Below are 18004 nucleotides of genomic sequence, written 5' to 3'. Positions count from 1 at the left end.
TCGAATTGGTGAAAGGCTGTGTGTGGAAAACTTGAAAAAAACCGCCGATTCAACGGCATGTTTCAGCAACATGCCGCCGAAATCGGTGCAGTGTTTCAATCCTCGAACGGGTTTTCAGCGCTCAGAACTGCCTGAGTGTCCGCCCCGAATTCGGGCGGAGCCGTGCGATACGTGACCGGCGTACGCGACAATTTCAGCGGATTTCCGATCAGTTGCACCTCGCCGGGCCCAGCCTGCATTGCGATCTGCATCTGCCGGGCGGCGACCTGTCTGGTGGCAAATACCTGATCCATGGTTTGCACCGGACCGACGGGTACCTTGCGAGACTCCAGCTCTGCAATGACGGTGGCCATGTCATAGTTTTGCAGGGCAGGGCGCAGCACGGCGTTCAAGGCGTCACGGTGTTCCAGACGGGCCGGGTTGGTGGCGAAGCGCGGGTCGTCAGCCAGTTCGGGGTGATTGATGAAGTCGCAACACCGCCGGAACTGGCTGTCATTGCCGACGGCCAGAATGACGTGGCCATCTGACGTTTCATAGACATCATACGGCACAATATTGGGATGCCCGTTACCACGCCGCTGAGGCACACTGCCCGAAGTCAGGTAGTTCACGCCTTCATTGATCAGCCACGCGATCTGCGCGTCAACCAAGGCCAGATCGATTTGCTGGCCCTCGCCAGTCAGATCCCGGTGGCGCAGCGCAGCCAGAATGCCGACACTTGCGTACATGCCACACATGACGTCGGCGATGCCAACGCCCACTTTCATCGGTGCACCATCAGGGTCGCCGGTCAGGGACATGATGCCGCCATACCCCTGCGCCATCAGGTCGTAGCCGGGTTTGGACGAATTGGGTCCGGTTTGGCCATAACCCGAGATTGAGCAGTAGACGAGGCTCGGAAACTCTCGCGACAGGGTTTCGTAGTCCAGGCCGTATTTTGCCAGCCCGCCGGGTTTGAAGTTCTCGATCAGGATGTCGGCATGCGAGGCCAGCCGCTTGATCTCGGCCTGTCCTTCCGGCGTGGCAATATCAATGGCGACGGATTTCTTATTGCGGTTGGCTGACATGAAATAGGCGCTCAGGTCGGACCGGTTGCCCTCGGCGTCCTCAACGTAAGGAGGGCCCCATTGCCGTGTGTCGTCGCCACCCGTAGCCGGGTTTTCAACCTTGATGATACTGGCGCCCAGATCGCCCAGCAATTGCGTGCAGGTCGGCCCTGCCAGAATGCGCGACAGGTCCAGAACCTTGACGCCCTTCAACGGTCCTTCAGATCCGGCCATCATAACCTCCACGGTCGATTTCGGCGGCAATTACGGTGAACGTGTCGGCCTTCATGGCGTCATTCAGCGCCGCGCGCAACTCTTCACGATTGCGGACGGTGTGCCCGTTACCTCCAAAGGCGCGGCCCATGGCGGCAAAGTCGTGACGGTCGAAATCCACGCCTTTGTTGCCCATTTGACGCTGACGTTGCTTGAGTTCGATCAGCGCAAGGCTGGCGTCGACGAAGACCAGAAAGATCGGGTTGCCACCCATTTCCGCGGCGGTCGACAACTCTCCGGCCACCATCAGGAACCCGGCATCGCCGGAGAAGCTGATAACCGGGCGGTCAGGCTCGGCCAGTTTCAGGCCAATGGCCATCGGCACCGCGCAACCCATGGTGCACAGGGCCGAGGATTGGATCAGCCCACGTTCTTCGGAACAGTCCCACATCTGGCTCAGCAGGATGCGGTGTGCGCCGCTGTCGGCCGTCGCCAATGTTTCGGCAGGTAGGGTCGCGCGTGTCTCGGCGATGATGGCGGCAGGCCCCCACTCGTCGTCGGCGGGGAAAGCCTGCGCTAAGGCGGCCTTGACCTGCGCGGGCTCACCCCCGGGCCAAGTCTCACGGGCGGTGTTGCCTTTGGCAATGGCTTCCAGTGTAGCGCCTGTATGGGCCACCAGGTTCAGCCCGGCCTGATGCATGTAGTGATCGTTGACCACGGCCGAAATGTCGATGACGCGCGTTTCCTCGGGGTCCCAGATTTCGCGCCAGCCGGGGCGCATCTCGATCGGGTCATAGCCCAGGCACAGAACCAGATCGGCGTGTTCGACCAACGGCACCAGATGTTTGTCGGCCAGTGGCGACAGTCCGGCGCCACCGAGGCATAGGGGATGATCTTCGGGAATGATGCCCTTGGCTTTGTAGGTGGTTACAAACGGGATATTGAAATGTTCCAGAAACGCCTGCACGACATTGCGCGAGTCGTCATAGAGAACATCCAGCCCGATAATCGCGATAGGCCGTTCAGCCTCGGCCACCCAGCGGCGGGCCTTTTCAACGCAATTTCCCTCGGGTGCGACGACTGCGGGTTTAGCCAGGCGACGGCGTTTGACACCGGATACGCGCGTATCCGCGACCGAGATCGGCACATCGATATGCACAGGCCCGGGGCGCGGCTGGTTAGCCAGAGAAACGGCCTTGTCCGCGACAATATCCGCGCCCTGCGCAGTCAGCATGAACGTTCCCTTGGTGATCGAGCGGTATACCTGCGCGTGGTCCATGACCTGATGCGTATAGGTCAGCGCCTCATCCTCGTCGACGCAACCGGTCAGTACGATCATTGGCACCCGATCCTGCAGCGCGTTGGCAACTACGTTGATCCCGTTCATCGCGCCGGGTCCGAGAGTTGCCACCAGAATGGCGGGCGCACGGTCACGATGATGCACCGCCTCGGCCATGAAACCGGCGGCGTTTTCATGCTTGGTCAGATGAAAAGTGATCCCCGCCTGTTCCAGCGCGTCCACCAGCGTCAGAACCTCGCCACCCGGCATACCAAAGGCGTGACGGCATCCGGCCTCGTACAGTCGTTGGGCCAAAAGATCCGCAGCGCGCGGCGAGAGGTCCTGCATTAGTCATGCTCCGAAATTTATACGTCACAGCAGATTGCGGAGGACACGCCCGGACGCAAGCAGCTTCACGTCAGTGTGACTATTTGACTGCGGATTCCGCCACTGCCTGAAACTTTGTGTCAAGTTCGACGGCAATCTCGCTCAGGGGTTCCCCGCCCTCGTAAACATAAGGTGCGAACACATAGCTGGGGGTCTTGTAGGAGAGGGTGGCGGTGCCGTCCTCGTTCTCGGTCACATAGAACCGGATCGGCGCTTCGATCATCGCGTGAACCGAGGTTTCCAGAACGCGCACGGCGTAGTCGTTGTTGAAAGCACCAATTACCAGATTGCCCGGAATTACAATGCCACGCGCAGCAGCGGCCTTGGTCGGCCCGGCCTGGGTGACCACGATCAGCCCGTTTTCCTTCACGGCGGACTTGGTGTCAGCGACCAGATCTTCATAGCTTTTGTCGGTGGGATAAACCGCCCAACCGGACAGAGGTTCATCTGCCCAGGCGGGCAGGGCCAGCAGAGCAACCGCAGTCCATAGCGCTTTCATCCCCGGTCTCCTTTGGATTGACTGTGTGATTGTTGCCAGAAACGGCGGTGCGGCGCACTCACAATCTTGTGCGTATTCAGGATTGCGCCGGCCGTCGGAAAACAGCAGAAACGTGCGAACGTCAGGATGTGAGGCCGGGTTTGGACCAAATACGCCTATTGATCTGCAACAGCTGTTCGGGCACGCGCAACCGTGAAGCCGAAAGGCAGGCCGTTCAGGCGGCCCTGATCCGCGCTGGGCTGGATGATCAGGTCACTGTTGCCGATCACGCCTGTTTCAGCAGTTGCACTGAGCCGACGGCGCTGGCGCTGCAATCTGCCGGGCGCGCGTCATACGTGTTTTCTGGGATCAATGTCGTTGCGGATGCCAACGATATCGCCGCCACCTGCAAGGCCTTTCTAAACAGTCCCGGGGGATGGATTGAAGACGCCCGACCCTGCGGGCGACTTCGGATGTGTCTGCGCGCGCGTATTCCGGCGCTTTAATCCACCTGAACCGTAACAGCCGTGCTGACCGGCACGTTGTTAACCAACAGCGGGCTATGGCTGTTGGCGTTTAGTGAGACCGAGACTTCGGTTTCACCTTTGGGCAGGTCCGGAATATGTATCCAGTTGCCGTAGAGCCGGGCCAGTTTCTCGCCATTGATGTAGACGTGGGCGTGGCCTTCGCCATCCTTGTCGGCCGCCGACGCATTTTCCGGGGCGAACCGAAAATTCTGCGGCATGACGTGCAGGTTCCACCCGGCCGTTGGATCCTGTGTCAGCGCGATTTCCAGACCGGGTGCGTCCGGACCGGCCGGCAGGTTCACGGCTGTGGAATGATCATGCGCCACGGTCTCGGCGGCCGAGCCACCGTGGTGTGCAGGGTCGCCATGGTCGTGGCCGTCGAAAGTGACGCCATTGGCGGCGGCCAGAACAAATCCTGCACCGCTGCCGAACACCAGACCGATAGCAAAAAGGGCAAGTGAGCGTGCCATCTTTTTTCCTTGAAGACAAAATGAATCACGCCGGGCAAAACCCGGCGTGATTGAAAGGTTGGGATCAGGCCGTTGCTTCGGCGCGTTTGCTCTCGCTCTGCCAGAAGTAGCCGGCAAATGCACCTACCAAGACCCAGGCCACCAGGCCGATGCCAAAGGCGCGGGCTGCGAAGAGTGCCCCGATTTCGGTCGGGACGGGGCCGGTGAAAACATCCGGCTCGGGGGCGCCTATCAGGTGCGGAGCCAGCAGCAAAGCAGCGGCGATCACATAGCTGATCAGGTTGCCGCCGAAGGCAATCAGCCATAGCGCAACAACAGCGGCAGCGACGGTCGCGAACCACCAGACCTGACGGGCATAAACGTCAGCCGCGGCCACGCCGGGTACTTCGGGCGCCAAAGTGAAGCCGGGTGCAAGGTGGATTGCGATGAACCCCGCCAGCCCCCACAGAACCCCTGTGCGACCGTCAATCGTGTGGCCCTGGCCTTCGGCCACGGACATCAGCGCGACCATCATCAGTGCATAGCCGGTATAGGTCAGCATGGTGAAGATGACACTCAACGCATCGCGGAACAGGTCCGAGAACATGCCGGGCAATTCCGGATGGGCCGATACGGCCTCAGCTCCGAAATGAACCAATTCACCGGATTCATACAGTTCAGCATGCAACAAAACAGGTTGCACAAAGACCAACTGCAGCAAGGCGGCAATCAGCCCCGCTGCAGCACCAGCGAACAACGCGCTGGTCAGTATACGACTGAACATGGTCTTAGTGGCAGGGGAAGCCGGTCGCGTGACGTACGTCATGCGCAGCATCGTGCAGTGCTGCAGCCTGAACGTGACCGGTCAGCGTGACGATGCCCAGACCCAGTACCACTGCGAACATGACCGGAACGAAGCCTGTACGCGCGGCGGATGCTGTTTTTGTTTGTGTTGCCATCTTTAGTTCTCCTCTGCCGCCGCACCCGACGGCCGGTGTTTCAATTTATGCCTGGCAGGTCTCCTGGCTTGCGGGTCGATGCCTCTGTTCGCCTTCCCCCCAACGAATGGGAGTGGCTGGTTGAACAGGGGCTCACCGCTTACAGTCGCGGGGGCGGCTCTGGAGTTGACTGTACAGGCAGTCGCACCAAATTCCCTCTTAGCATCCGGATGTCACCGGCAGGACCAGACGCTTCCATTTAGCCGTTAAGGCGGCGGTGGCGCAATCGTCATTTGCGACCTTTTATGTCAGATCCCACGCTTTTTCAGCAAATAGATATCCATGATCCAGCCATGCGCGGCTCGGTGCATGGCGCGATTGGCCAGAATCTCTTCGGCTACCTCATTCAGGCGTCCTTGGATCAGAATCTGCTGTTTCATACCGACATATGCGCCCCACCAAATGTCGTACTCCGACATATCAAGGCTTTGGAACGAGCACTCACCGTCCAGCATCACTGCCACTTTCGAGGCGTTTTCCGGCCAGCCTTCTTCTCTGATGCGCCGCCCGGTGGTGACGACATAGGGTGCGCCCAGATCGTTGATCGGGATCGCATGGGCTGCCGTCAGCGCCTGTAAGGCCGTTATGCCCGGAATCACACGCGTTTTCGGCTGCGGCTCCAGCCTTGAGGCGATTCGCAGGGAACTGTCATAGAGCGACGGATCTCCCCAGATCAGCAGGGCCACATTGCGGGCCTTGGGGTGGGCCGAGATCGCTTCGTACCAGCGCAGGGCAATTGCGTCGTGCCATTCATCGACACCACGCAGATAACCATCATCCGCACGGCGCTTGGGGATATCGAAATAGGCGATCTGTGGCGGGGTATCGGTCACAGCGGCGATGATCTCTTCACGCAGCCCGGCCAGATCGGCTTTGTTCTCGCCCTTGCGCGGGATCAGGATCAGATCCGCCGCCTGAATGGCCTTTGCGCCTTGAAAAGTTACGTGGTCCGGGTTGCCGGTGCCGATACCGATCAGGGTCAGATCATACATCGTCGAACTCTGCCAACGGGCCGTACAAAATCAAGGCCGGGGCGGTTCCGACCTCGGCTGCCAGCTTTTCAGACAGCGCGCCGATGGTCGCGCGGTGCAGCTTTTGATCAGGGGTCGAGACCGCCTCGGCCATCAACGCGGGCGTCTCCAACGGCAGGCCGTGTTCGTGCAATGCTTCGACCAGCAATGGGAATGTGCGTTTGCCCATGAATACAACCGTTGTCGCATCGGGGTCCGACAGCGCAGTCAGGTTCAGATCTTCGGGCAGCTTGCCGCTGACATCGTGGCCAGTAACAAACTGCACCCGCCGCGCGGTCAGCCGCCGGGTCAACGGGATGCCCGCCGCAGCCGCTGCAGCAACGGCCGAAGGAATGCCGGGAATAATCTCGTATTCGATTCCGGCGGCACGCAAGGCGACCAGTTCTTCCTCAAGCCGCCCAAAAAGGCCGCCATCACCGGATTTCAACCGCACCACGCGGGCACCTGTCCTGGCATAGTCCACCAGCAGGCGGCTTACGTGATCCTGTTTGGGCGACGGGCGTCCGGCACGTTTTCCGACCCCAACCAGATCGGTGTCCTCGCGCGCATGGCTCAGGATGGGACCGCTGCTGAGGTCGTCAAACAGTACCGCGTCGGCCTTTTGCATCCGGTCTACGGCTTTGAGGGTCAGCAATTCCGGGTCGCCGGGGCCCGAGCCAATGAACGAAACGAAGCCGCTCATGCCGAAGCCTCCGCGATCAGATGAAAGAACGTACCGGTCACGTTGCCACGCACTGATCCGGTTTGCGGCCCTTCGGCCCCTTCGGCATCAAACACCCGTGCCAGCGGCGCGTCGGGTTGCTCCACTATCGAGGTATAGTGGAACTCGTGCCCCCGCAATGTTGTGTCCACCGCAAATCCGGGTATCGGCGCCAGCAATTCCGCCTTCCGGTAGCCAAGGTTGAACTTGCGCTTTTCGTACGAAGTTACCAGTCCCAACAGTCCCGCCATTTGGTGTTGAACACCTTCTTTGTCGATCAGCGCCTGTCCTAACGCCATGTATCCACCGCATTCGCCATGCACCGGCTTGGATTCGGCGTGCTTGCGCAACCCGGTCAGAAATGTCTCGGCTGAGGCCAAAGTGCCTGCATGCAATTCCGGATAGCCCCCGGGCAACCATACCAGATCGGCATCCGTTGCCGGAGCCTCATCAGCCAGCGGGGAAAACGGCAGGATTTCCGCGCCGGCCGCACGCCAGCCTTCCAGCAAGTGCGGATACGTGAACGAAAACGCCGCGTCCCGGGCTAACGCGATCCTTTGCGCCGGAGGCCGCGGCAGCGCGGCTGACGATGGCCCTCTGGGGCCTGAGGAAGCCGCCCGTTTGATTGCGGCCAGATCCACATGTTCACGCAGGAAGGCGGCATAGTCGACAATCGCGCTTTCCAGGTCGGGATGCTCAACAGCTTGAATCAAACCAAGATGCCGCTCGGGTAAAGTCAGGTCTCCACGGCGCGGCAGCACGCCCAGAACTGGCAGACCCGCGCGTTCCATTCCCAGCCGGGTCAGCCGCTCATGACGAGGGCTTGCGCATCGGTTCAGGATCACACCGGCAAAGGGCAGGTCGGGGTTATACATCCGGAAACCTAGTGCCGTCGCCGCCGCCGATTGTGCCTGACCGCCGACATCCAGCACCAGCACCACCGGCCAGCCCATCCGTTGCGCGGTTTCAGCGCTTGAGCCGTGGCCCAGCTCTCCGGGTTTGGCAACACCATCAAACAGTCCCATCGAACCCTCGGCCACCACGATATCCACGCCGTCGGACTGTGCCGAAATCGCGTTTAGCAGCGGCTCTGCCATCGCCCAGCTATCCAGATTGAACGAAGCGCGACCGGCGGCGGCCCGGTGAAAGGCCGGGTCGATGTAGTCGGGGCCGCTCTTGAACGGTTGTACGGTCAGCCCGTCCTCGGCCAGCGCCCGCAACAGGCCCAGCATGACGGTGGTTTTACCCGTGCCCGAAGATGGGGCCGAGATCAAAAGGCCCGGCGGGTTAGTCATCACCGTGGCTCCAGCTCGACCAGGGGCTGTCTGCGCTTTGTGGGCGATAGCGGCGGTCGTAGTCCCTTGAATACAGGCAGCTTTCGTCGAAACCTTCACCAGCCAACGCCGGCCCAACCATGATCAGCGCGGTGCGTGAGATGCTTTCATCCAGCGCTTCTTTCAGTGTGGCCAAAGTGGCGCGGATGATCCGCTGATCCGGCCAACTGGCGCGGTACACCACGGCCACGGGGCAGTCTGCACCATAGGCCGGGGTCAGGTCAGCAATCACGTTGTCCAGATTGCCGATCGACAGGTGGATGGCCAGAGTCGCCCCGGTGCGAGCGAAATTCTCCAACGTCTCACCCTCGGGCATCGACGATGCACGGCCGGGTGTCCGCGTCAGAACCACTGATTGCGCCAGCCCGGGCAAGGTCAGTTCCGTTCCCAAAGCTGCCGCCGCAGCGGCAAAAGAAGGCACGCCAGGGGTGACGCTGACCGGAATGCCCATCTCTTTCAGCCGTCGGATTTGTTCGCCCATGGCCGACCAGACCGACAAGTCGCCAGAATGCAGACGCGCCACGTCCTGACCTGCCTGATTTGCCGCTTCGATTTCGGCCATGATCTGATCCAGATCCATCGGCGCAGTGTTTACGATCTTTGCGCCCTCGGGGCAGTGACCCAGAATCTCCTCTGGCACCAGCGACCCGGCATAAAGGCACACCGGGCAAGACGCGATGATATCGCGCCCGCGCAGGGTCAGCAGGTCGGCGGCGCCGGGTCCGGCACCGATGAAATGAACGGTCATGTCTGTCCTCCGATGGCGACGGCGCAAGTGGCAAGCCGGTCGTCCGAGATGTGTCTGGGTGAGGTTAGCCGCGCGCCCTGTCCGGCGGCGGCAAGAGCGGATGCCTCGGCCACGCTGCCGGTGCCATATGTGGCGCGGCTGCGGTTCGAGCAGGTGAGGGTGCGCTGCCCCGCCAGATCGGCGGGCGCGACAAAATGAAGGGGCAGCGCGGTGGCATAGGCGAATTCAGCCAGCGCCGCATGGCCTTCTTTGTCCGCAACAGTGGCCAGCGCGTCTATATCCTGACCAACACTGGCCCGTTCAAATGCTGCGCGCAGGCTGCCCGCTGTGGCCGTCGAAGAAAAACCCAACCCAGCAACGATCATAGGGTCACGCTCCACTGCACCACGGGATAGGCAGATTTCCAGCCACGTCGGGGGCCAAGCGCCGAGGCCTGCGCCAGTTCGATGCGCAGAAGCTCTCCACCCAGTTTATCGTGCCACTGGGCCAGCAGAGCTTCGCTTTCCAGCGTTACTACATTGGCGACAAGTCGGGTGCCAGCGGGTAAAGTTCTGTGCAGCCACTCCAAAAGATCAGCGCTCAGCCCGCCGCCAATGAAAACCACATCCGGCAAAGTTAGGCCGCTCAGCGCGTCGGGGGCTTTGCCGTGAACCACGTTCAGCCGTTCCTGACCCAGCGCATCCGCGTTGCGACGAATGCGTTCGGCGCGATCTTCGAGGGGTTCAATTGACGTGGCCGTCAGGGTTGGATCACACATCAGCCATTCGATGCTAATCGACCCCGTGCCTCCACCAATGTCCCACAGGTGCTCGCCGCGTTGAGGTGCCAGCGCCGACAGGGTCAATGCACGCACGGGGCGCTTGGTGATTTGCCCGTCGGTCTCAAATATCTCATCCGGTTTACCCGACGCCTTGGGAAAGGCGCGGCCTTTGCCCGCAACCTCAAGCCCAACGCAGACCGGGTGGTCAAAACCGCCCAGAAGAGCTTCGGTCAGCGACACGCTGCGTGATCGTTCCCGTGGACCGCCGAGCGCCTCCATCACGTGCAAACGCGTGTCCGCAAAGCCTGTTTCTTTGAGGTAAGTTGCCAGTTCGGCCACAGCTGCGCCGTTGCGCAACAGCAGAATGGCGCTCAGGCCGGGCGCAAGATGGGGCCGCAACCGAGTTAGTGGGGCTGCGTGAAGGCCGAAGGTCAACGTGCTTTCCAGCGGCCAGCCCAAACGCGCAGCTGCCAGCGAAAAGGTGGATTGACCGGGCAGGGCGGCCCATTCTCCGGCCTTGAAATTGCGTGCAATCACCGACCCGGCGCCAAACCAGAACGGATCGCCCGAAGCCAAAACAACTGTCGGCCGACCCCGGAATCCAGTGAGGATCGGCAAACCATCGGCAAAAGGCACCGGCCATTCGACCCGCTGAGCGCTGGTGTCGGGGATCAGCGACAGATGCCGAGACGGCCCCATGACGATTTCGGCGCGCTCCAGCACTTGACGGCTTGCGGGCGGCAGGCCATCCAGGCCATCTTCGCCCAAGCCCAGAACGGTTAGCCACGGAGTTTCAGACATGACCAATCTCCTGATCCTTGGCGGTACGACCGAGGCAAATGCCTTGGCCAAATCTCTGGCCGAGCAGGGCATCCCGGCGACCTACTCTTATGCCGGCCGCGTCGACAATCCACGCCCTCAGCCAATGCCGGTGCGAGTCGGCGGCTTTGGTGGCGTCGAAGGGTTGGCACGCTACCTGCGCGATCATGCGGTTACGCATGTGATCGACGCAACCCATCCATTTGCCGCACAGATGAGCAACAACGCCGTCACTGCATGCCGCGAAACCGATGTCCCTCTGGTCGCGCTGACCCGTCCGGCGTGGGCTGAACAGGAAGGTGACCGATGGCGCCACATACCCGACATTGACCGGGCGGTTGACGCGCTGTCCGGCCCGGCGCGGCGTGTCTTTCTGGCCGTGGGGCGGATGCATCTTGAGGATTTTGCTGCTCAACCCCAACACCACTATCTGCTGCGGCTGGTGGATGAACCGGGGTCTCTGCCCCTGCCGCGGTGCGATGTGATCGTTTCGCGTGGACCGTTCACAGAAGCGGATGACCGGGCCCTGATGCAGCACCACGGGATCGAACTGGTTGTGTCCAAGAACGCAGGCGGCACTGGTGCGCGGGCCAAGCTGGACGCCGCGCGGGCGCTGGGCTTGCCGGTGTTGATGATCGATCGTCCGATTCTGCCGCAGCGGACCGAATTGTCGAGTGTGACGCAGGTTCTGGACTGGCTGGCTCATTCCTGATCCTTGGCCGGGGTGAACCTTGGGGTATAGACGATCGGTGCGCTGTCGCGTTCTATCACTCGGGTCAGGGACGAGCCCACGATCACCACCGTCTGCATGTCCGCCATGTCCGGGGTAGCTTCGGCCAGAGTCGATATATGGATAGCTTCATCCGGCCGCGAGACGGCGCGGGCGAACAGGATCAGACGCTCTGGTTCGCATTCCTCGCGCAGGATTTCCAACGTCTTTACAAATCCTTCCGGGCGAGACTTTGAGCGCGGATTATAGAACGCCATGGCAAAATCTCCCTGCGCGGCCAGACGCAGGCGTTTTTCGATCAGAGGCCACGGTTTAAGATTGTCGCTGAGGTTTATCGCGCAGAAATCATGCCCCAGCGGAGCACCGGCGCGGGCAGACGCCGCCAGCATCGCGGTGATCCCGGGCAACACGTCGATGGGGATGTCCCGCCATTCGGTCGGCCCATTCTCCAGCGCTTCGAACACCGCAGCCGCCATGGCGAAAACTCCGGGATCACCAGAGGAGACCACGACCACGCGTTTGCCCTCGGCCGCCATTTGCAATGCGTGTTGGGATCGGTCGATCTCAACCCGGTTGTCGCTGGCGTGCAGTGTCAGGCCGGGGCGTTCCGCTACGCGTGCGACGTAAGGGATATAGCCGACGATATCCGTTGCTTCAGCCAGCGCGGCGGAAACCTCAGGCGTCACCAGGTCTTCGTTGCCCGGCCCCAGGCCGGCGATCCTGACCCAGCCGGTCATGGCCGCCGCCCCTGGCCATGAACAATGATGATTGAGAAGTAGGGGGTCACCTTCTCGCAAGCCTCCGACAGCTTTGTCACTGTCTGGTTTGGCATCTGGGCGAATTCGACGATCCAGGCACGGTCATAGAGGCCAGCCGATTTCAGGGCCCGTTTCACCTTGTCGATATTGCGCCCGATCTTCATCACAACCAGCGCATCTGTCTGTGCCATGCGCCGCGCCAGATCATCCTCTGGCAGGGTGCCGACCAGTACGGTCAGAACGTCGTCACCCCAGGTGATCGGGTCGCCGGTCGCCGTCCATGCGCCGGACATGCCGGTTATCGCTGGAACGACTTCAACTTCAGTTTCGTCGCGTAAGCGGCTGTAAAGATGCATGAATGATCCATAGAAGAACGGGTCGCCCTCGCACAGAACCACAACATCCTCACCCCGGTCTGACAGTGCCTTCAGATGCGCGGCACAGTCTTTGTAAAACGCCGACAGCAGCTCGTTATAACGCGGATCAGTCACGGGTATTTCGGTGGTGACGGGGTATTCCATCGGAAACTCCACCGCATCGCCGGATATCATGCCGTTGACGATTTTGCGTGCCTGACCACTGCGGCCGGGTTTGCGGAAAAAGGCAATGTGGCGTGCATTGCGCAGCAGGCGGTCGGCCCGGACACTCATCAGGTCCGGGTCACCGGGGCCGAGGCCCACGCCATATATTTTGCCCGCGCTCATTCGGCGCGACTCGCGATGGCGTTGATGGCAGCGACCGTGATGGCGCTGCCGCCCAGACGGCCTTTGACGATGCAGGACGGCACTGGCTGCGCTTCCCACAGGGCGTCTTTCGATTCGACCGCGCCGACAAAACCTACCGGGCAGCCAATGATGGCAGCCGGGCGCGGGCAGTCGGGATCTTCCAGCATGTTCAGCAAGTGAAACAGGGCAGTGGGCGCGTTGCCGATGGCGACCACTGCACCTTTCAGATAGGGTCGCCATAGCTCCAGCGCGGCGGCCGAGCGTGTGTTGCTCATCTCGGCAGCCAGCGGGCGCACGCGTTCGTCATGCAGAGTACAGATCACCTCATTTTCGGCAGGCAGGCGGAACCGGGTCACACCTTCGCTAACCATGCGCGCATCGCACAGGATCGGCGCGCCATTCTCCAGAGCGGTGCGAGCGGCAGTCACGAACCCGGGCGAGAAATGCACAAACTCTTCCAACCCTACCATCCCGGCGGCGTGGATCATCCGGACGGCGACCTGTTCTTCATCAGCGTCGAAACGGGCCAGATCGGCCTCGGACCGGATGGTGGCAAAGCTCTCTTTGTAGATCGCTGCACCATCGGTTTCATATTCATAGGGCATCAGGTCAGGTCCATGGTCATAAGTGTTTCGGGGGTCAGCCCGCGTTGGCAGGGCTCATCCCCTGCGCGGCCTTGTTTGACAAGATCAAATCGTCCGTTGTGGCCGACCAAAGTGATATCCGCAGATCCCATCCGGGCGCAGCCTTTGGCGCAGCCGGATACGTGCAGGCAACCGCTGACGCGCGAGGCTAGAGAGCGGGCAATTGCGCGGGTTTCAACTTGCGCCTGCGGGCAGAATGGGGCGCCGGGGCAGGCGTCGGTTGTCATCAGCGGATCGGATCCATCGGTGACAAAGTCCGGTGCGGGCATCTCTGCCCCGCCCTCCAGCAGGATCAGCCGCCAGGGCGTGACACGCAGGGCAGAGGCGCCTGAGGCATTGATCAGGTCTGAGAGGCGCGATGCAGGCAATTGGCCGAAAGCCGCGCCGTAAAATGGTCCCAATTCGCATATGCCGGGTTGGATCGGATCGCCAAGGGGGCCAGGGGCGCTGCCTTGCCAGTCTTGCGGCAGGTCCAGAGCCGTGACCAAACGGGCCATGCGGCGGGTATCAGGCGTGTAGTTCTGTGAAAACCACTGCGCCAGCGAGATCAGGTGGTCGATGGCGTCCGCCTCGGTCACGCTCCGTCCGGTTTCAGCTCCGTCAGCCCGCAGGGTTAGGCCGTTAGGGCCGATCTCCAGCCGGATATCCGCCGAGTCCGCCGACAACAGGCGTGCTGGGCCCGTATCAACGGCAAATCCAAACTTGGCCGGCAGCGCCGGCAATTCTCCAAGACGATTGATCAGCGCCTGTGTCAGACGAGCGGTCAGGTCACCCGCCTTATAAAGCGGTGAGACCAGAATATTGCGCCGCACTTCAATGCCCGGCTCTGCGTCCAGAAGATTAAGCGCGGCAAGCTCTCGCAGCAGCGGTTGATGTTCAGCCTCTTTAACGCCACGCAACTGCAAATTGGCGCGATTGGTCAGGTCAATAGTGCCATTGCCGAACTGATCGGCCAAATCACACAGGCCCAAAGCCTGCTCGGCGTCGAGACGCGCCAGCCGGGGACGCACACGCACAACCAGCCCGTCGCCCGACATCATCGGGCGGTGGGCACCGGGACACCAACCCTGAACTATGGGCGCCATCATCTCAAACCCTCCAGATCAGCGCGAATTGAATTCCGGCGTGTGCTCCACAACCCCGCCTCCAACAATGCGCGGAACCTGTCCTGCATGGCCCGGTGGGCCTGTGGGTTCGCCTCTTGCAGAAAGGCGTCCACCTCTGCGTCGCCCAGTGTGGCGTCGTGGTAGAGGTCAAACAGATGCGGCGCGACCGTGCCCGACAGATGCGCGAAAGAGGCCATGTGGTCCAGCGTTGCAGCGATCTCGGCGGCGCCACGGAACCCGTGACGCTGCATCCCCGCGATCCAGCCGGGATTGGCGGCACGCGCGTGAACGACACGGCTGATTTCCTCGGGCAGAGTGCGCGCGCGCGGGTTTTCCGGGTTGGTGTTGTCCAGATGGTATAGCTGGGCTGTTCCGCCAGTGACTTTCTTGGCAGCCGCAAACCCAGCCTCGTGCGTGGCATAATCATTGGCCAGCAGCAGGTCGGTCTCGGTCAGGTCCTGCAAGTGCACGAAACTGTCCGCATTGGCGACGCGTTGGGTTATGCCGTCGACATCCCTGGCGATATATTCGCCTTCCAGCGCGAAAGAACTCGCATCCAGCCATGCCTGACCGGCCTGGGAACGGGCTTCGTCCGTATATGTCTCGGACAAGTGGGTCATGTTCAGGCCGTAACTGCCCGGTGCGGGGCCAAAAACGCGGGCGGCCGGGGCCTGCCCCGCGTAAGGATTCCAATCCGGCGCTTCGTCCCGTGCGGACAAGGCCCGAACGGCCTGACCGTAAAGCGCCGAGAGCGTCGGGAAGACGTCCCGGAACAGGCCTGAGACGCGCAGGGTTACGTCCAGACGCGGGCGGCTGAGATCGGTAATCGGCAATACCTCGATACCTGAAACCCGCTCCGAACCTTTGTCCCAAACCGGCTTCACACCCAAAAGGTGAAGGGCCATGGCGAATTCCTCACCCGCTGTGCGCATGGTGGCCGAGCCCCACAGATCGACGATCAGTCCCTTGGGGTAGTCGCCTTCCTCCTGCAAATGCCGACGCACCAGTTCCTCTGCCAGTTTCACACCTTGCGTATAGGCCGCGCGGGTCGGCACCAAACGCGGATCGGTGGTGTAGAGGTTCCGCCCCGTGGGAAGTACATCCGAGCGTCCCCGGTAAGGTGAGCCGGAAGGACCGGCTTCGATCCGTTTGCCGGCCAGCGCATCGAGCAGGGCGCTGCGTTCGGCACAGGCTGAGGGAGCGGCATCGAAATTGCCCGCCACTTCAGGTGCGCGGCCAAACACATGCAGGCCGTCACCGAACTGGCTTTCCTTGATGTCGCAGACGAACCGGTCGATGCGGGTGATCGCCTCGGCGGTGCAGGTGGCCTGATCGAGCCCCAGATCGCTCTCCAGCCCGATGGCCTGCGCCTCCTCGCGAATATCCTCTTGCAAACGGTCCCGGCGCTTGGGGTCCAGCCCGTCCGCATTTGAGAACTCGTCGAGCAGCGATTCCAGCCGTACCATCCGATCGAGCGTGCCGCTTTCCTTCAGGGCAGGGGGGATGTGGCCAAGCGTTACCGCGCCGATCCGGCGCTTGGCCTGCGCGGCCTCGCCGGGGTCGTTGACGATGAAGGGGTAAATCACCGGCAGATCGCGGACCAGCGCCTCGGGCCAACAGGCGCCGGACAGGGCCACCGACTTGCCGGGCAGCCATTCCAGCGTCCCGTGCGCGCCGATATGTATCAGCGCATCCGCGCCCAACCCTTTACGCAGCCACAGGTAGAATGCGACGTAGCTATGGCGTGGTGTGCGCGAGAGGTCATGATAATCGTCTTCGCGCAGCTCGGGCGTGCCGCGTTCGGGTTGCAGTGCGACCAGTGCCTTACCGCGGCGTAGGGCGGTGAAATGGAACACGCCATCGGCGAATGCCGGATCGTCTTCTGGTTTGCCCCAGACGGTTTCAAGATCCACACGCAGTTTTTCCGGGAGGTCAGCCAGCGCTGTGAGATAATCCTTTAGCGGCCACGAAATCCGCGCGTCCAGCAGCGTGCCGGCAATCGGCTCGGCAGGCGCGGTGTCATAGCCATCGCCCTGAAGATCGGACAGCATCGCCTCGGCTGAGGCTAGTGCGTCCAACCCGACCGCATGGGCCATCTGCCAGTCCTTGCCCGGATAGGTCGACAGCACCAGCACCGGTACCTGCGCAGTCTTGGGCTTTTCGCTCAGGTTCATCCAGCCAGAGACGCGGTCGATGATGGCTTCGATCCGCTCGGGCTCAGGCCGGTGGGTGAAACGGGAATATTCCAGATCGGGGTCACGCTTGCCCGGTTCCTTGAACGAGGCGATGCCGGCCGAAATCCGCCCGTCCACCTCGGGCAGTACCACATGCATGGCGAGATCGGCGGGGGATAACCCGCGCTCAGCCTCGGCCCAGGCTTTGCGCCGCGAGGTCGACAGGGCGACCTGAAACACCGGCACCCCTGCGGCGTCCAGAGGCGAGGTGCCCGACGCGCTTTTACCCGAGAACGAGGTGGCGTTGATTATCGCCGACGGAGCCAGCTTGACGACCTGTTCACGCAGCCAGTCCGCGGCAACCGGGGACTTCAGTGAGGGTGCGAAGAGGCCAACCGCGTTGAAACCGCGTGTCCTGAGGCTGCGGATCAGTGCTGCAACCGGGCCGGTATCGGCCGAAGTCAGATAGGCGCGGTAGAAGGTCACAAGAATGCTTTTTGCGTTACCATCAAACGCTGTATCCGCCGGTATCACTCCGCGATCCGGGCACCACGCGCCGCATTCTGGCAGGGTCTTGGCCCCCATAACCGGGCCTGCGTAAAGCCCAGCCGCCAGAGCCATCTGCGCCAATGCAGCCTGCGCCGCGACCTCGCCTCCGGTATCACACAGATTCGCAAGCCGCCGCAGGGTCGAGACGGGCAGGGTGGAATAGTCATCCAGCCGGGTGTCCTCGCGACCGTCCGCAGGCAGAACGGCCAACGCGATGCCTTTGGCCTGCGCCAGTGCCAGAACCTGCTGCAGGCCATAAGACCAATAGGGCACGCCGCCGATCAGACGGATCAGGATGCCCCTGGCACCGTCCAGCGTCTGTTCGACATAAGTGTCGACGGACAGAGGGTGCTTAAGCGCCGTCAGGTTGGCCAGCCGCATGGTCGGCATACGTCCTTCGGGCCCGCCACCACGATGCCAGCCTGCCGCAAAAGCGCCAAGGTCACTGTCGGAAAAGGACAGCACCACCAGATCCGCCGGGCTCTGACCCAGATCGGTCGGGGTCTCGGTTTCTTCTAACCCGTGGCTTTCGCGGAAGACGACGTGCAT

The 18004-nt window shown here is 61.8% G+C and carries 19 protein-coding genes and 1 riboswitch; of the genes, 2 read left to right on the top strand and 17 right to left on the bottom strand.

Annotated features, from left to right (window positions below; genetic code table 11):
- Positions 1 to 95: 95 nt before the first annotated feature.
- From GOX66_RS17750 to GOX66_RS17740, 3 genes are all read right to left on the bottom strand, one after another.
- Positions 96 to 1280 (bottom strand): CaiB/BaiF CoA transferase family protein, encoded by a 1185-nt coding sequence (locus tag GOX66_RS17750; protein WP_170764105.1) that lies wholly within the window; start codon positions 1278 to 1280, stop codon positions 96 to 98.
- A complete protein-coding gene (locus GOX66_RS17745) occupies positions 1267 to 2886 on the bottom strand; it encodes a thiamine pyrophosphate-binding protein (RefSeq protein WP_170764103.1) in 1620 nt (539 codons plus the stop codon). The genes GOX66_RS17750 and GOX66_RS17745 overlap by 14 nt, the downstream gene beginning before the upstream one ends.
- Positions 2887 to 2965: 79 nt before the next feature.
- Positions 2966 to 3424, bottom strand: coding sequence for a DUF302 domain-containing protein (locus tag GOX66_RS17740; protein WP_170764101.1), 459 nt, complete (start codon positions 3422 to 3424; stop codon positions 2966 to 2968).
- A gap of 140 nt (positions 3425 to 3564) precedes the next feature.
- On the opposite strand from GOX66_RS17740, the gene GOX66_RS17735 reads away from it, so the two are divergent.
- On the top strand, positions 3565 to 3909 hold the full coding sequence (locus GOX66_RS17735) for a DUF1636 family protein (RefSeq protein ID WP_174822784.1): 345 nt from the start codon (positions 3565 to 3567) through the stop codon (positions 3907 to 3909).
- Here GOX66_RS17735 and GOX66_RS17730 read toward each other — a convergent pair.
- From GOX66_RS17730 to cbiE, 9 genes are all read right to left on the bottom strand, one after another.
- Positions 3906 to 4400 (bottom strand): hypothetical protein, encoded by a 495-nt coding sequence (locus GOX66_RS17730; RefSeq protein WP_170764099.1) that lies wholly within the window; start codon positions 4398 to 4400, stop codon positions 3906 to 3908. The genes GOX66_RS17735 and GOX66_RS17730 overlap by 4 nt on opposite strands.
- 64 nt (positions 4401 to 4464) lie before the next feature.
- On the bottom strand, positions 4465 to 5163 hold the full coding sequence (locus tag GOX66_RS17725) for a CbtA family protein (protein ID WP_170764096.1): 699 nt from the start codon (positions 5161 to 5163) through the stop codon (positions 4465 to 4467).
- 4 nt (positions 5164 to 5167) lie between these two features.
- The gene (locus GOX66_RS17720) at positions 5168 to 5338 is read right to left on the bottom strand and encodes a CbtB domain-containing protein (protein ID WP_170764094.1); all 171 of its coding nucleotides are present in this window, start codon (positions 5336 to 5338) and stop codon (positions 5168 to 5170) included.
- Positions 5339 to 5374: 36 nt separating this feature from the next.
- Positions 5375 to 5582: riboswitch (cobalamin riboswitch) on the bottom strand.
- A gap of 43 nt (positions 5583 to 5625) precedes the next feature.
- Complete coding sequence (cobF, locus tag GOX66_RS17715; protein ID WP_170764092.1) at positions 5626 to 6369, bottom strand: precorrin-6A synthase (deacetylating); 744 nt, start codon at positions 6367 to 6369, stop codon at positions 5626 to 5628.
- Positions 6362 to 7090, bottom strand: a complete 729-nt coding sequence (cobA, locus tag GOX66_RS17710) for a uroporphyrinogen-III C-methyltransferase (RefSeq protein ID WP_170764090.1) — start codon at positions 7088 to 7090, stop codon at positions 6362 to 6364. The genes cobF and cobA overlap by 8 nt, the downstream gene beginning before the upstream one ends.
- Entirely contained in the window at positions 7087 to 8403 is a 1317-nt protein-coding gene (locus GOX66_RS17705; protein WP_170764088.1) for a cobyrinic acid a,c-diamide synthase CobB, read from the bottom strand. Before GOX66_RS17705 ends, cobA begins: the two co-directional genes overlap by 4 nt.
- Complete coding sequence (cobM, locus tag GOX66_RS17700) at positions 8396 to 9190, bottom strand: precorrin-4 C(11)-methyltransferase (protein WP_170764087.1); 795 nt, start codon at positions 9188 to 9190, stop codon at positions 8396 to 8398. Before cobM ends, GOX66_RS17705 begins: the two co-directional genes overlap by 8 nt.
- On the bottom strand, positions 9187 to 9555 hold the full coding sequence (locus GOX66_RS17695; RefSeq protein WP_170764085.1) for a cobalamin biosynthesis protein: 369 nt from the start codon (positions 9553 to 9555) through the stop codon (positions 9187 to 9189). The genes cobM and GOX66_RS17695 overlap by 4 nt, the downstream gene beginning before the upstream one ends.
- Complete coding sequence (cbiE, locus tag GOX66_RS17690) at positions 9552 to 10751, bottom strand: precorrin-6y C5,15-methyltransferase (decarboxylating) subunit CbiE (protein ID WP_170764083.1); 1200 nt, start codon at positions 10749 to 10751, stop codon at positions 9552 to 9554. The genes GOX66_RS17695 and cbiE overlap by 4 nt, the downstream gene beginning before the upstream one ends.
- Between cbiE and GOX66_RS17685 the strand changes: the two genes are divergently transcribed.
- Positions 10750 to 11481, top strand: coding sequence for a cobalt-precorrin-6A reductase (locus GOX66_RS17685; protein WP_170764081.1), 732 nt, complete (start codon positions 10750 to 10752; stop codon positions 11479 to 11481). The genes cbiE and GOX66_RS17685 overlap by 2 nt on opposite strands.
- Here the strand turns inward: GOX66_RS17685 and cobJ are convergent.
- From cobJ to cobN, 5 genes are read right to left on the bottom strand one after another with little or no spacing between them, the layout of a single operon-like run.
- A complete protein-coding gene (cobJ, locus tag GOX66_RS17680) occupies positions 11472 to 12236 on the bottom strand; it encodes a precorrin-3B C(17)-methyltransferase (protein WP_170764079.1) in 765 nt (254 codons plus the stop codon). The genes GOX66_RS17685 and cobJ overlap by 10 nt on opposite strands.
- Positions 12233 to 12961, bottom strand: a complete 729-nt coding sequence (locus GOX66_RS17675) for a precorrin-2 C(20)-methyltransferase (protein ID WP_170764077.1) — start codon at positions 12959 to 12961, stop codon at positions 12233 to 12235. Before GOX66_RS17675 ends, cobJ begins: the two co-directional genes overlap by 4 nt.
- Entirely contained in the window at positions 12958 to 13587 is a 630-nt protein-coding gene (locus tag GOX66_RS17670; protein ID WP_170764075.1) for a precorrin-8X methylmutase, read from the bottom strand. The genes GOX66_RS17675 and GOX66_RS17670 overlap by 4 nt, the downstream gene beginning before the upstream one ends.
- Entirely contained in the window at positions 13587 to 14714 is a 1128-nt protein-coding gene (locus tag GOX66_RS17665; protein WP_170764073.1) for a cobalamin biosynthesis protein CobG, read from the bottom strand. The genes GOX66_RS17670 and GOX66_RS17665 overlap by 1 nt, the downstream gene beginning before the upstream one ends.
- Positions 14711 to 18004: a cobaltochelatase subunit CobN gene (cobN, locus tag GOX66_RS17660; RefSeq protein WP_170764071.1), complete on the bottom strand. Its 3294-nt coding sequence runs from the start codon at positions 18002 to 18004 to the stop codon at positions 14711 to 14713. The genes GOX66_RS17665 and cobN overlap by 4 nt, the downstream gene beginning before the upstream one ends.

Source organism: Ruegeria lacuscaerulensis, assembly GCF_013031245.1.
GTDB lineage: Bacteria > Pseudomonadota > Alphaproteobacteria > Rhodobacterales > Rhodobacteraceae > Ruegeria > Ruegeria lacuscaerulensis_C.
Note: the sequence above shows the minus strand (reverse complement) of the source record. Positions and strands in the feature narration are given on the sequence as shown.